Genomic DNA, 14,159 nt, shown 5'->3' on the forward strand with positions numbered 1-14,159 from the left:
TATAAGGTCCTACATTGGGATAATCATTGAGGAATGCTTTAACCCAATAGGGGTGGGAATCTATTATCTCCACAAAGGACTTTACTGCATTAAACCAAACATCGTTTACAGACAGTCGAGCCCGAGGGTAGAGGGCGGGAAAACGCGGCCCTGGTCAGGTACCTCAGCAAGAACCTGAACATACCCGTCTCGAAAATAGACATCGTGTACGGAACCAGGGAGAGGTATAAGCGGGTCCTCTTAATGGATATCAACGAAGAGAGGCTGATTACACTCCTGTCGAGGATCCTCGCTTGGCCGGGCGAGGGGAAGTAGATTTTCACCTCGTCTCTTGGATTACTGTAGTATTTTTCCACTATGGGCAAGATCATTGTCAGATTATCCACTGCCCACCGGCTCTAGAGGTTTACGGAGATGATTTTGTAAGGATTCATATAGCTCTACAGATATCAATATAATGATTGTCCCCGTTGATCCAGTTCTAATTTAAAGCCGCTTAAAAGGTGTTCCGGTAGCGAGCAGCAGGCATCATATAATTCAGATTTATCGCTTATTAACTTGTGCACCGGGTTCGCGATTCTTTCAACCAATTCCTCTTCAACGGCAACTTTATCCAGATTATTTTTAACTGGGTGGGGCCTCATACATCCAAGATATATTTTCCCACCGAATACTTTCCTCGCATAGCGTAAGTTATTTATCAGCGTGTCCGTACTAGGTAGAGCAATATTCCTTGATTCAGGTATGTATACTAGTAGCGTGATCTCCCTTAATCCATACTCCTCAATAACTTTGATTTCCCTGGTGAATATATCTATCGTGAAACCTGGATGCCAGAGATATATATGTGGGACAACGTGTAACCCGGCCTCAATCATTTTATTTAGGGTTTCAATGTAACTGTCGCCACTGAGATTCAGCCCTCTAATGTATTTTATTATGTAATTGCTAAGCGTGAACTCGAAGTCTATTACATCTATTAGTCTCTTGAGTGAATTGAGGAGCTCAATGTTCTTCTGTAGCCCTAGGTGAGCATTATAGATGAAGCCATATTTCCTTTTACCATCCCTCAAATAGTCAACGTATCCCTCGATTGGTAAACGTCCTTCTCTGGTGAATCCCCCGCTTACCAATATACCTCTAACTCCTGACTCAAATAATTCTCTAAGTGTTTTCCCTGGATCGCCTTTACTTAGGTCAACCATGTTTTTAAGGTAGCGGCCCCTACAAAACCTACAGTTTAACATGCAGGCTGGACCCGTTATAGATACAGTTGTAAATTTTCTTAAATGCATGAAATACTTCAAGCCTTAACACCTATGCTCTCCAACTCTCTCATTATTTCATTTCTGTGTTTTTCAAGGATTTTACGTGAGGGGAAGTTATATATTACTCTGGGTAGGTCCGTGTAAAACGGCCTATTACAACCGGGACATCCCCTTGTATATAATGCCTCATAGACGTCTATTCCTGGCTGTTGTTTAAACCTCATGGAGTCTAGATCAATGTACTCTAATGGGTCTTCCCCGTTTTCAATGAGCTCTACTGCTAACTGGATTATCCTATAGTATCTTTTATCAATACTCTTCATGTTACTTGAGTCAAAGTAGTTGAATAACGCGACCCGAGCCCCCTTCGAGTATATTTTTATAATAGTTTCAAGGGCTTCTCTGAGGCTCTCGCCCAGACCTACGATGATGTGTACATAAACATTCCCCTCTCCAAATACGTCGACGGCTTCCTCAATGAACCTCCAGTAGATCCTCCACGTGTAGGGTTTCCCCCATTTAGTAAACAATTCCTCTGTAACGGTGTCAAGGCCTACTCCAAGCTTATCTACACCTAGCTCCTTGAATTCCCTTAGAATACTCTTGGAGACAGGTGTTATAGCCAGTGATACAGGGAGATTGCTTACTCGGGTTATTTCACGTATAAAGACACGGGCTTCCTCGATAAATCCCTGCTTAATAATTGTCTGGAAGCACACGCGGTCGAAGACGTCCCGCCATGAATCCAATACAGTGGCTAACTCCACGGGTGGCCAAGTCACCTTGCCAAGCCAGTCTTTACCAGCTCTCGAGCTTCTCGACTGATTGCAGAACCTGCATTTACCGAGGCATCCGTTTTCAGAGTATTGAAGAAAGTATGCTGTTCTAGGTTCATCAATAATCTTTATATCTGCTAACCCGAGCTTTGCAAGCGTACCTATTGATGCCCTGACCAACATTACTATTTCACACCTTAAATTTAAAATTAAAATAACACTATAAATACCGATAACCATGTTACAAAGTAATGCCCGGGATAGCTGCCATGAGGCTTAGAGTAATAATCGATCTAGATGGCGGATCGGCATTTTTCAATATGGGAATGGATGAGGCATTGCTTAATCTTAGGATGCGGGAAGAGATACCTGATACGCTGAGGCTCTACGTCTTCGACCCCTCGGCTGTAACCATAGGGTATTTCCAGAAAATAGAGGAATCGGTGGATATGGATTATGCGTCATTACACGGGATAGATGTAACGAGGAGGATCAGTGGTGGGGGCTCGGTATACCATGATAGAAACGGTGAAGTAACATATAGTATTGTAACACCCGCTAGAGGAGTCTTCAGCGATGTACGTGAAAGCTATGAAGTAATATGCAAGGGATTAATCGAGGCATTAAAGCTATTCGGGGTTGAAGCATCATTCATGCCCATCAACGATATCGTGGTTAATGGAAGAAAGATATCGGGCAGCGCCCAGGCAAGGAGAAAAGGATACCTGCTACAACATGGAACACTAATGTATGCAACAGACCTGGACACCGTGTCGAAGGTGTTGAAAGCTCCCCCAGTTAAACTGGTTTCTAAGGGAGTGAAAAGCATTAGAGAAAGAGTCATCACGCTTCAAGAAGCATTATCTAGGAGGGTCAGCAAAGAGGAGGTTGCCGAGGCATTGTTAAAAGGGTTCTCGAAGGCATTAAACGCCGAGATATACATAGATGAATACAGTGAAAACGAGTTGAGGCTTACCGAGGAACTATCCCTTAAGTATAAGAGCAGGGAGTGGGTATTTAAGAGGTGATACCATATGAGGCTGACAAGAGTACTTAGAGGGGAGAAAACAGTAAGCATAGACATCGAGGTTGAAGAATGCGCAATAAGGATGATCATGTTCTCTGGTGATTTCTTCGCCTACCCCGAGGAGAACATAGAGAAACTAGAAGAATCCTTGAAAAACTGCAGAAACCTTGAGTGCATTGATAACGCTTTCAAAACCGTTGAAAACATATTATTCATTGGTGTCGACTGGGAAACCTTAAAGAATGAAGTAGTAAACATGTGGAGGGCACTGTGTAAGTGAATCAGCCTAAGTAATACTCCAATAACAACGCAGTCACCACACCAAGAAGAACTCCTATGGTTGATTCCGAGAAATGCTCCCTATGGGTTTCAGGGATTACTTCATGGACTACAATAAAAACCATTGCACCACTACTGACACCAGCTAGGATAGTGTCTAAACCCTTGTATAAAGTCCCTATGTAGCCTGAAGCCAGGGCTGCACCTGCTTCTGCAGAGGCGGCGAGAAGTGATAATAGTAGGGCAGACATCCTTCTACCCATTATTATATAGGGTAGTCCAGCCATAAATCCTTCCACAATATCCTGTAATCCTATGGCTATAGTAGTGGAAAACCCGAGTGCTTGATCAATAATTGTTGATGAACCAACAGTCAGCCCCTCTGGTATATTATGGAGTATCATGGAGAACGCGATGAGCCAGGCCATTTTAAGTTTTTGCCTGAAAAAGACTGGCCCCTCATATCCCTTAATCATATGTTCGTGAGGTACTATGGCTTCAAGAATCCACATAACTGTGAACCCAACCCCAAAGAAGAGGGGTTGTAAAATACCCCCACCGGTCTCATAGATCATGTTGAATGAGACTGTTAGCATGACACCACCGGAGAAACCGAGGGTAGCGTCTATGCCACTATCGGTGAATCTAAACCCTACTAGAACTGGAATAATGCCCACTATTGATAAAGCAAAAATTACGAGCGTATTTACTAGTAATACATCACCAATCACTCTAATACCCTCTAAGACTACTTACTGAATCCCTGTGTTAATTCAGCTAGTGTAGCTAGTTTTCCACTTATTCCCTCAAGTAGTTTGATGCAGGTGTTCCTTGGTTGATTAACAATACAATTCTTCCATATATGCGTGTAAGCGGTGTTTAAATCACTATAATATTTATGTGCCTCCATAGGCTTTGATTCAAGTAAAGTGGTTAACACGTTATCGACTAGGTTCACTAGTGCATATAAGTACCTGTATTCAGCCATGAACCCGGGGTTTTTGACTATGCTAGCCTCCCTAATAGTCCTTATCTTTACTGCAAGCCATATGTCACCATTCATTTCAATGAGTCTCTCCATGAAAAACGCTGATTCGAGTGGTGGCATGTTTTCAAAGGGGCCATCTATAATGTATTCAAGGAGTCTCACATACTGTCCACCCAGGTTCCCAACCTTTATTAACTTCGAGAGCAACTCATCAATAACCCTGTACACCTTATCGGCTAACCCTATCTCGCTCAATGTATCTAGGATCGATATACTGCACTCCAACTCATTGATACCATGTTGCAACCTAGACTTCACTAAGCCCCCTATACTCTCCAATAACTTATCTACCTCTAGTTTTCCCACTACTTTACTGAAGAACTCGTTGAATCCATCCCTATCCACCATCTGTTTCACCGTACACAAAGCATTCAGAATAGTAGATAGTGGCCCAGGATCCTCATCTCGTATAAGGGTTCTTGACAAGGCTTCCACATATCCTTCCGATTCACATGCATTGATTCTAATACATGCTACAAGTTCCCGGATATTTATGGATTCAATCAAGGATATCCACCATATTATGTTGATCATGAGATTGCTTTAATTTATACTAGATCCTGACTACTAATATATCTCATAACCTTTAATCTAGCTGTAATTCCGGCTTATAGGCCGTTGGGAGTTCCTCATATAGTGTAAGCATTAGATTCGTTGAGTGAAATAAGGGAACGGCCATATAATTAGCTATGTGTTCTGATCACCGAAAAATTTTTATTCACCTAATACAATCATGTTTATAATAGAGTGTTAGGATGACCTAACAGGTATCGAACATGACTACAACACTGGACAACGTTAAGCCAGGGTCTAGGGCCAGGATCATTAATATATTACATCGGGGAGGCTGGGTTTACAGAATGTACCAGCTCGGGGTATTTCCAGGGGTAGAAGTAGAAGTAGTATATAATGACGGAAGAGGCCCCATAGTGCTTAGGGTAGGCGACTCAGAGATAGCCGTGGGGAGAGGGATAGCTAGGAGAATAATTGTGGAGTATAGTGGGGGATCATGAAGTGAAGACGGTCAAGGTAGTGTTTATAGGGCAACCCAACGTCGGGAAATCATCCCTCTTCAACCTAGTGACTAAATCCCATGTCGAGGTAGGTAACTGGCCCGGGAAGACAGTCGTAGTGCATAAAGGCGAGATCACGTATGGAAGCTACCAGCTCATACTCTACGATCTCCCCGGGATCTATGGCTTCTCAACATTAACGCAGGAGGAGATTGTTGCAAGGGAAGCCATATTAGCTGAGAAACCGGACGTCATAATAGTTGTAGCTGATTCAACTATTCCAGAGAGAACTATGAGTATTCTCATTCAGGTGCTGGAGTTAACCGGTAGGGTAGTCCTTGTTTTCTCGAAAACCGACCTCACACACAGTAAGGGCATACATATAGATTACAGAGGGATAGAGAAAGAGCTAGGGATACCTGTAGTTCCAGTATCAATAGCCTCGGACATGGAGATAGAGGACTTACTTAAAGCAATAATTGATGTTGCAGAGGGTAGAAAGGGCCGTAGAGAACCCTTGAGGATCGATTATAATGGATTAAATGAGTACATAGACTCTATCGAGGATGTATTATTGGAGGCCGGGCTACCGATTGATCTCCCATCCAGGTGGATCAGTATCAGGTTAATCGAGGGAGATAAGATACTTGAGGAGCAAGTCAAAGCCGTTATCGGGCCGGCCATGTGGAGTAGAATAGAGGATACGGTGAGAGAGGCCCATAGACTACTAGGTGATCCCGCAGCAAAGATCACGGAAGCCAGGTTCAAGCTTATAAGTGAGATCTCATCAAGACACATAGCCAAGGTAAAGATAAAACATGGCTCAACGGTTTCAATATTCTATAGACCTCTCCTCGGAACCATTATTTCCATAGGAATATACCTACTAGTATTCACACTAGTATTCACCATAAACACAGGTTTCCCGTTAAACATAATTTTTTCAGCACTCGGCTTAGATAGTATCGCATTACTCCTGGAAGAATACTCGTTTAGCAGCCTAGTTGAGAAAGCATTCACATTTGTAACTAGCTTGATTCAACCCCTCTCCAGTAGCAACCCTATTCTATACGGTTTCATAGCCGATGGAATTCTAGGTGGCGTCGCATCTATACTAGTGTTTCTTCCATTAATCCTACTCATGGTTTTGATCCAGGTAATAATTGAAGACAGCGGATTAATGTCAAGGCTAGCAGTATCCTCTCATGCATTCCTCTCTAGGCTTGGATTAAGCGGGCATGCGTTCTTCTCATTCATGCTTGGATTCGGGTGTAATGTACCGGCCATACTAAGTACTAGAACCAACCCTAACTCTCTGGAGCGGTTGAGGCTGATACTAACACTCTCATTTATACCATGCCAGGCAAGGCTTGTTATACTCCTTGCATTCACATCAGCTACTACAAGATTCTCCATGGGATTACTCATCGCTCTCTCATACATCACAGCTATAATTGTATTCATGAGTGTCAACTACCTGCTTTACAGGTTCAGCAGTATGGATAAGAAAGAACCCCAGTTATTAATAGAGATTCCGGCTTACCATAGACCTCTAGCCAGGGTAGTGTATTGGAAAACTATTGCAACAGTAAAGCATTTCGTGAAGAAGGCTGGATCAATAATATTTACTGGTAGTATAATCATATGGCTGTTAACATCCTTCACACCAACCCTCTCATACACCGACAACATTGGAGAAAGCATTGCAGCAGTTGTTTCAAAGAATATGCAATTCATTACTATTCCTCTCGGGATAACCGGTGAAAGTGCATGGATTATCTCTATGGCCATCATAACAGGGTTCATAGCTAAAGAACTAGTTGTATCAACAATCCTAGTAGCCACGGGCTGTGAGACCATGAGTAGCGCCATGAGGCTCCTAGGCCTCAATGATTTACAATTGCTTTCACTAACTGTCTTCACAACACTCTATATCCCATGCCTGGCAACGGTTTCAGCTGTATATGAGGAAACTAAGAGCATTAAGCTGGCTTTCTCAGTATTGCTTCTTACATCATCGACAGCGTATATCGTTGCATCCATGTTGTATCATATAGCCTCATTATTTATAGGATTCCACTAGCTTTCCCTCTTCGCATGCTGACTCCCTTAATTTCCTGCTTACAACTATATCGGTTACTACTTCGATAATATCCCTTAGATACGCTATCATACGTGTAAGGCTTATCAATGGGCCTGCATCAAGGGTCGACGACTTTATTTTCTCCTCAACTATTCTTAGCTCCGACAGTGTTTTCTCGATCGAGGGTATTTTACTCTGGTTCTCGAGTATGGCTAGGTAGCTGTTGAGTATCTTCTCCGTTATCGGTATAACTTCGTCTAGTAGTATAACAACGTTGTCGACTACCTCCTTTTTACCTCTAGCATTATTATACCATCTATGGAGTAACACTATGTGGTCTCCCATCCTCTCAAGTATCTTAAGTAGGTTGGCTATAGAAACCGCCTCTCCCATTGATTTTAAACCTGTTTTATCCAGTAGGAGCTTACCATGCAATACCATGTTCAGCTGCCTGATTGCGTATAGGTATAGCTTATCTATTAAGCTATCTCTCTCCTCCATATCAAGGAGAGTATTTGTCTCCATGTTCCTCTTTAAATCCCTTAGTAAAGCCGGTATCAGCATACTCATTTTTCTCAGAACCTCTGATAAGGGCAGGGATAATATGTCAACAAGACATGCAAGCATGATATAGTCTCTTCCCTCCTCGATGATTTCCAGCCCGATCACGTTTCTTTCGAGCACCCTATAGATACTCTCCTTGAATGTTTCACATTGATCTCCGCATACGACTTTAATGGAGTCAACACCGTTAACATAGAGCGAGATAAGCCTCATAATGGATTCGTTTACTGCTTCACCATCATATCTGAGAATCTGACAATTATAGCCTACATTACCCTTAATGAATGAAGGCCTCACCAGTAGTGTGTAATCCGGCAGTATCTCCACCTCTACTTCATCCCCTTGCTTCAAATTATAGTAGTGCAGCCACTTCTTTGGAAGAGATATACCTAGTGATGCAACACCCATCTTCTGGAGTTTCCGCTTATACATAAGTGCTCACTCTTCTAAATACGTATTAGTAAATACCGTAAATATAGTTTGTACACGCTTCTTACAGTAAGAACTGTAATAATATCCGTGCTTTAACCTGGATACATAGTAATCATTATCAGGGGAATATTATGAAGGAGCCATTACTGCAGTCGATGGCGATTATTATGACTGTTCTCGCGCTCACAATAGCATTATACTTTATAGTTCTAGCACCCGATACACGGTTAGAGGGATATCATGGAACCCTTGTTATAAATGGAGCCGGCTCAACGCTTATAGCCCCCCAGATACTTGAATGGAGTAAAGAATTCACCGAGAAAACCGGCATAGTTATCGAGTACTCTCCCACTGGTAGTGGAGCCGGTAGAGCAATGTTCTTCAATAAGACAGTGGTATTCGCGGTTAGCGACCCCCCATTGGATAGGGAGACATATCTTGAATACCGGGGCAGGGTACTCCAGTTGCCCATAGTGTTAAGCGCTATAGTTATCACCTACAATATACCTGGAATACCACGCGATATACAATTAAACCTGACTGGTAGAATTCTCGCGTTGATATACAAGGGTGAGATCACTAGATGGAACGATGAGAGAATTAAGGAGGTCAATCCAGCGATCGCCGATCTACTACCCAATAAAGAAATAGTGGCTGTGCACAGGTCGGATTCTAGTGGGACAACACGTGTCTTCACCGCTTACCTCAACAAGGCTGCACCTGATATATGGGGGAACGAGCTTGTTGGTTTTTCAATCGAGTGGCCAGTAGATAGAACCGGCAGAGGCCTCGGTGGGAAAGGTAATGAGGGGGTTGCAAACCTTGTAACATCAACTCCCTACTCTATAGGCTATATTGAGGCCAGCTACGCGTTATATGTTGGAATGCCAGTAGCTAGACTAGAGAATAAAGAAGGATATTTTGTTACAGCATCCAGGGAGAATGTTCTCTCAGCTGTAAAACATGTTCTGAATCAATTACCGGGTAGTCCACTGGAAGATTTTAGCATGGTACTTGACGCGTTACTAAACACGCCCGGTCCAGACTCATACCCTATTGTATCATTCTCATACATGTTTATTTACAGTGACTATAAAGATGTATATGTTACTGAGGCATTAAGCAGGCTCATAGAATATATTCTAATAGAGGGGCAGGATAGACTACTCCCCGGCTACTATCAGCTCCCCGATGAAGTCATCGAGATAGGCCTCAAAGCACTTGAAATTATCTCGAGGGGGAGCTATAATGGGTAAGAGCGAGTATACCTTCTACTTACTCCTCATCCCATCCCTACTCTCATTCTCTATTCTCACACTTATCCTCATACATGTTGTCACCCTATCCCTGCCAGCATTTATGAGTCATGGGTTAAGCCTTCTCCTTGAAGCACGGTGGAACCCCGTTCTCCAGAAGTATGGGTTGCTGCCTGCATTATTGGGTACTCTTTTAACAGGCCTTGTATCAATCCTTATAGTTACACCCATATCATTATCCCTCACCTTCTTTATCTGCGACTTACTGCCGGGTAAGGCCTCGAGAATTTTTCACCGCTTGATCGAGGTAATGGGGGCTCTCCCAACCGTGGTCTATGGTTTGTGGGGAGGCTTTATTCTCTCACAGTTTCTATATAGTTCCATATATATACAGCTCCACGATTACCTAGACTATATACCCTTATTCTCATGTAAACCGCTTAGTGGTCAAAATATTTTGTCCGCCGGCATAGTCTTAGGGTTATCGATGATCCCATATGCATCGTCACTGCTTATAGAAGGGTATAAATCTATTCCATCCAGGTATATTGAGGCTGCATACTCGTTGGGCTTCTATAGGTTTGAAGTCTATAGATTAATAACTGGTATATTGAAGCCCCTGTTAATAGCTGCTATAATGCTCTCCCTAAGCCGGGCACTTGGTGAGACAACTATTGTTGCTTTAACAATTGGTAATGCATATATGGCATCTGCCTGCATGCTGAACCCGGGTACAACGATGTCTGCATGGATTGTAAGCCAGTTTGAGAGCTCTTTCCTATATCCTGGCGTCTCATCTATTCTATACGCTGGTGTATTGATTGTTATGATGCTCTCATTCGTATCCAGCTCTATTGGTATAATGCTGATCAATAGGTGGAGGAGTATAATCCATGGCTAGGGATGCAAGAAAGGTCATCAATATATTAGTGATCCTCATAATAATATTTTTAAGCGGGCTAGGTGTTCTCCCACTTCTCTGGCTTCTCTACAGCACTGTATTAAACGGGCTCCCTCCATTAATTATGAAGGGCCTATCATTCATTACAGGGCTTCCAGGTACACCCATGGATACCGATATAGGCGGCATCGCACCAGCGGTTGTGGGAACCCTTATCTCGTCTACGATAGCTACCTCAATGGCCGTTGCCCTAGCTGTTTTCTCCTCGATGTTTACACGTGAATACCCATACTCGTTGGTAAGCGGGTTCATTGAAACAGTGATTAGGGCTTTCAACGGGATACCCACTATAATAATCTCCATGTTCATCTACAGCATCATGGTTATACGAATGGGGAGGCCGAGTATACTGGCTGGTTCACTAGCCCTCTTCATAGCCGTTCTCCCCACTGCACACTATTATCTCTCGTCAGCGTTTAGAAGCGTTGAGGAGAAATACAGGGAGGCAGCTTTCTCACTAGGTTTTAAAAGAGTGCAATTGCTGAGATACGTGTACCTTGGAATAGCGAGGAGGCAGGTCGCCTCAGGCATCTTAATGACCTTCATAAGGTCAGCTGGTGAGACAGCCCCTCTCTTATTCACAATAGGTTTTCTAACAAATTCTGTTTTCCAGGGTATTGATCAACCCGGTAACGCGGTTTCACTATTGATCTTTAACTATGCGTTATCCCCTTACAATAACTATCATATGGCTGCCTGGGGGGCGAGCCTCCTATTATTACTATTGATCCTTGTACCCGTCTTGTTCATCGAGTGGTTTGTGAAGGAGGTGAGGAAATAGTGTCCCATATAGTGGAGACAAGGGATCTAACTATTAGGCTCGGTGGTAAAACAATATTGAATAAAGTGAATATATCCATTAGATGTAACACAATATCAGTGATCATGGGGCCCAGCGGCTCAGGCAAGTCAACCCTGCTAAGGGTGTTTAACAGGTTAATAGAACTGAATCCAGAAGCAGAGGTATCCGGTGAAATAACCATCATGGGCAAGGATATCTACGAGTGGAATCCATATGAGCTGAGGAGGCATGTAGTACTAGTACAACAAGAGCCAACCCCCTTTCCGAATTTAAGCATATTCGAGAATATAGCGCTACCAGCCAGGCTGAATAAGGTTGCCAGGAGCAGGGAGGAACTTGAAAAACTAGTCAGATGGTCCCTTGAAAAAGTAATGCTATGGGATGAGGTTAAAGACAGGCTCTGGAAACCACCAACTAGTTTAAGTGGTGGACAGAAGCAGAGACTATGCATAGCCAGGGCTCTTGCCCTACGCCCCAACATACTCTTACTGGATGAGCCTACAGCAAACATAGATCCAGTCAATACCTTAAAAATCGAGGAAAGCTTAAAGGAGTTGAAAAACGATATAACAATGATCCTAGTGACCCACATGCCCCATCAAGCAGCGAGAATAGGGGACTATGTATATGTGTTATATAATGGAGGAATAGTTGAAGAAGGACCTGTAAACGATGTATTCATACATCCAAGACACGAGGTAACTATCAAACTACTCGAGAGGGTGTTCTAAGTGAACCCGGATCTACTTAGGTTGAGGAACCAGGTGGCAAAACTATATCTCGAAGCACTAGAAGTAATCAGGGACTTAATGAAGCTACTTGACTCAGATAAGGATAGTAGAGAAGTATTAGAGAAGGAGCTGAATGAAAAGATTGAAGTGATATCTATCTCGCGTATCGAGTTAATAAATAACATACTAGTCTTCATAGCTAGAAACCAGCCGCTAGGCTTAGAACTCGTTGAGGCAAGTAATCTACTATACCTGGTCTACGATATATACCGGTTCGGTAGATATGCTAGAGAGATATTCCTAACCGATAAGAAAGGCGTTAGACTATCAACACCGGAGTTAAGGGATCTAGTAGAGCCAGGGCTGAAAATAGCTGTTGAAGCAGTAGAGAAGTCTTACAAAGCATACTTTGAGAACTGTACTTGGTGTATTGAAGAGGTGAGGAGGCTCGGCGTGGAATCAGATAAACTATATATTAAGCAGTTAGAGAAGATATCAGCCAATAAAGTAATCAACAACGTTGATGCGATAGCATTACTTGTTTTAAGACATATAGAGAGAATAGTGGATCACGCTGAAAGAGTCTCAACACTTTCAACGAATATATAGGAATCCACTCTTAACACTTGAAACCATATACCTTATCAACAGGCAACCGAGCTCCTCCAGGGCTTTACAGTCGATAGCACTCGTTGAACTGGTTCGCGGGTACTAGATAGACTTATAGCATCTTAGCCTTAAAATATATTAATATAAGCCGCTAATGACTAACCAAGAATTCTACCATGCGATTAATGCACTATCATGCTGTATGGATAACACTGCAGAGAAGGTCTGGCAGGAGAGGGAACTCGTGGGAAACCTAGTTAACAGTATCTGTAAAAGAATAAGTTTCCCAGATCAATGGACTACCCCGGTTTCATGGCTCTAGCCGGCTTTAATCCATTTAGTACTCTATATACTTCCCTTATCAGCTTGATTACCTCTTCTGCTTCCGCTTTCACGTAGTTTTCAATCTCTTCATATTTATTCTCAACATAGAGACTAGGTATATCTCTACCAGTTATCTTTGTTTTCTCGTACACTCTGTCTTTAACTGGTTTAGATAGCTCTTTATACTCAAAATCGTTCATTATTACCAGTATCGGCTTTAAGTCTATGAATGGCTTGTTATATATAAATTCCTCAAATGTAATTTTAACAAGCTCTGGGTTTAGGAGCTTAGTCCTGTAGTATAGAAACATGAGGTCGAAGAATATGTTTAAGCCTATGGGTATAAATTCAAAGGTTTCTATTAATAACCTGCTATAACTTAGGAAATTCCTTATAATACCCTCCTCTCCATTAACCCACTCCCTAAGTATTTCAAGGTCTCCAATTGGAGTTAAATCCGGCTTGCTTAGACACTGATACTGGATTGTTATAATCTTATGTAGGAATGGATTGTTACCGGTTGTCTCAATATCAAAGTAGCATAGAGTCAACAATATCGCCCTTTATCCTTTGAATAGATCCCAGAACTACCTAAACATATCTTTATTGGGGATGGCGCCCCCTATAATATGGGTCACCGAAACCGTTCTCCATCTTCAGTACTCAAACCTTGAGGGTCATCAAGGATCTTTACAATTGAAAGTCTAGCCTCTTTGAGGCGGGGATGAAGATTTGTGGGCTCTGTATCCTTGTATACTGTTTTGGTGATGGGTTTCGTGTTTTTGAGTCTCGGGAACTACTCTCAAGCAATGTGTGATGGGTGTGTGGGATTGAATATCTGTGTTCCCGGGGGCAATGATACTCAGCATCCATAGCCCTGAGCCCCGCGTTAAGCTGGGTAGGGGTAGCGCGCCTAAGACCGGGCGCGGGGCTGAACCAGGCAAGAACCTGGAATGAAGCCCCAAACCACCCTGCAAGAATCCCCG

General features: G+C 42.8%; 15 protein-coding genes and 1 pseudogene. 10 read left to right on the forward strand and 6 right to left on the reverse strand.

Annotated features, from left to right (window positions below; translation table 11 throughout):
• Positions 1 to 120: 120 nt before the first annotated feature.
• A pseudogene (locus tag ACP5N5_RS02665) lies at positions 121 to 315 on the forward strand (DUF167 domain-containing protein); the annotation flags it as partial.
• A gap of 134 nt (positions 316 to 449) precedes the next feature.
• Here the strand turns inward: ACP5N5_RS02665 and ACP5N5_RS02670 are convergent.
• Both ACP5N5_RS02670 and ACP5N5_RS02675 read right to left on the reverse strand, forming a co-directional pair.
• Positions 450 to 1,307, reverse strand: coding sequence for a radical SAM protein (locus ACP5N5_RS02670; RefSeq protein WP_428132519.1), 858 nt, complete (start codon positions 1,305 to 1,307; stop codon positions 450 to 452).
• A complete protein-coding gene (locus ACP5N5_RS02675) occupies positions 1,304 to 2,227 on the reverse strand; it encodes a radical SAM protein (protein ID WP_428132525.1) in 924 nt (307 codons plus the stop codon). The genes ACP5N5_RS02670 and ACP5N5_RS02675 overlap by 4 nt, the downstream gene beginning before the upstream one ends.
• A 68-nt stretch (positions 2,228 to 2,295) precedes the next feature.
• On the opposite strand from ACP5N5_RS02675, the gene ACP5N5_RS02680 reads away from it, so the two are divergent.
• Positions 2,296 to 3,072: a lipoate--protein ligase family protein gene (locus tag ACP5N5_RS02680; protein ID WP_232216708.1), complete on the forward strand. Its 777-nt coding sequence runs from the start codon at positions 2,296 to 2,298 to the stop codon at positions 3,070 to 3,072.
• 6 nt (positions 3,073 to 3,078) lie between these two features.
• Positions 3,079 to 3,351 carry a lipoate protein ligase C-terminal domain-containing protein gene (locus ACP5N5_RS02685; RefSeq protein WP_428132534.1) on the forward strand — a complete coding sequence of 91 codons (273 nt, stop codon included), beginning with the start codon at positions 3,079 to 3,081 and terminating at the stop codon, positions 3,349 to 3,351.
• A 1-nt stretch (position 3,352) separates the two neighbouring features.
• Here the strand turns inward: ACP5N5_RS02685 and ACP5N5_RS02690 are convergent, their stop codons facing one another.
• Together ACP5N5_RS02690 and ACP5N5_RS02695 are read right to left on the reverse strand one after the other, a co-directional pair.
• Positions 3,353 to 4,081 (reverse strand): ZIP family metal transporter, encoded by a 729-nt coding sequence (locus tag ACP5N5_RS02690; RefSeq protein WP_042666993.1) that lies wholly within the window; start codon positions 4,079 to 4,081, stop codon positions 3,353 to 3,355.
• 17 nt (positions 4,082 to 4,098) lie between these two features.
• Positions 4,099 to 4,905 carry a hypothetical protein gene (locus ACP5N5_RS02695; RefSeq protein WP_428132541.1) on the reverse strand — a complete coding sequence of 269 codons (807 nt, stop codon included), beginning with the start codon at positions 4,903 to 4,905 and terminating at the stop codon, positions 4,099 to 4,101.
• A 269-nt stretch (positions 4,906 to 5,174) separates the two neighbouring features.
• Here ACP5N5_RS02695 and ACP5N5_RS02700 point away from each other — a divergent pair, with 269 nt between their 5' ends.
• Complete coding sequence (locus ACP5N5_RS02700; protein ID WP_042666990.1) at positions 5,175 to 5,411, forward strand: FeoA family protein; 237 nt, start codon at positions 5,175 to 5,177, stop codon at positions 5,409 to 5,411.
• A gap of 1 nt (position 5,412) precedes the next feature.
• Positions 5,413 to 7,494, forward strand: a complete 2,082-nt coding sequence (feoB, locus tag ACP5N5_RS02705) for a ferrous iron transport protein B (RefSeq protein WP_428132545.1) — start codon at positions 5,413 to 5,415, stop codon at positions 7,492 to 7,494.
• Here the strand turns inward: feoB and ACP5N5_RS02710 are convergent.
• On the reverse strand, positions 7,474 to 8,490 hold the full coding sequence (locus ACP5N5_RS02710; RefSeq protein WP_428132549.1) for an AbrB/MazE/SpoVT family DNA-binding domain-containing protein: 1,017 nt from the start codon (positions 8,488 to 8,490) through the stop codon (positions 7,474 to 7,476). The genes feoB and ACP5N5_RS02710 overlap by 21 nt on opposite strands.
• A gap of 131 nt (positions 8,491 to 8,621) precedes the next feature.
• Between ACP5N5_RS02710 and pstS the strand changes: the two genes are divergently transcribed.
• The 5 genes from pstS to ACP5N5_RS02735 are packed head-to-tail and all read left to right on the forward strand — an operon-like array spanning position 8,622 to position 12,849.
• Positions 8,622 to 9,746 carry a phosphate ABC transporter substrate-binding protein PstS gene (gene pstS, locus ACP5N5_RS02715; protein ID WP_276814089.1) on the forward strand — a complete coding sequence of 375 codons (1,125 nt, stop codon included), beginning with the start codon at positions 8,622 to 8,624 and terminating at the stop codon, positions 9,744 to 9,746.
• Entirely contained in the window at positions 9,739 to 10,647 is a 909-nt protein-coding gene (locus ACP5N5_RS02720; RefSeq protein WP_276814088.1) for a PstC family ABC transporter permease, read from the forward strand. Before pstS ends, ACP5N5_RS02720 begins: the two co-directional genes overlap by 8 nt.
• A complete protein-coding gene (locus ACP5N5_RS02725; protein WP_428132557.1) occupies positions 10,640 to 11,488 on the forward strand; it encodes a PstA family ABC transporter permease in 849 nt (282 codons plus the stop codon). Before ACP5N5_RS02720 ends, ACP5N5_RS02725 begins: the two co-directional genes overlap by 8 nt.
• Positions 11,488 to 12,240, forward strand: coding sequence for a phosphate ABC transporter ATP-binding protein (locus ACP5N5_RS02730; RefSeq protein ID WP_048058726.1), 753 nt, complete (start codon positions 11,488 to 11,490; stop codon positions 12,238 to 12,240). The genes ACP5N5_RS02725 and ACP5N5_RS02730 overlap by 1 nt, the downstream gene beginning before the upstream one ends.
• Positions 12,241 to 12,849 (forward strand): PhoU domain-containing protein, encoded by a 609-nt coding sequence (locus ACP5N5_RS02735; protein ID WP_012607734.1) that lies wholly within the window; start codon positions 12,241 to 12,243, stop codon positions 12,847 to 12,849. It abuts the gene before it with no gap.
• A gap of 299 nt (positions 12,850 to 13,148) precedes the next feature.
• Here the strand turns inward: ACP5N5_RS02735 and ACP5N5_RS02740 are convergent, their stop codons facing one another.
• Positions 13,149 to 13,724: a hypothetical protein gene (locus ACP5N5_RS02740; protein ID WP_428132566.1), complete on the reverse strand. Its 576-nt coding sequence runs from the start codon at positions 13,722 to 13,724 to the stop codon at positions 13,149 to 13,151.
• Between the last annotated feature and the right edge of the window lie 435 nt (positions 13,725 to 14,159).

This window comes from Desulfurococcus sp., assembly GCF_049970475.1.
GTDB lineage: Archaea > Thermoproteota > Thermoprotei_A > Sulfolobales > Desulfurococcaceae > Desulfurococcus > Desulfurococcus amylolyticus.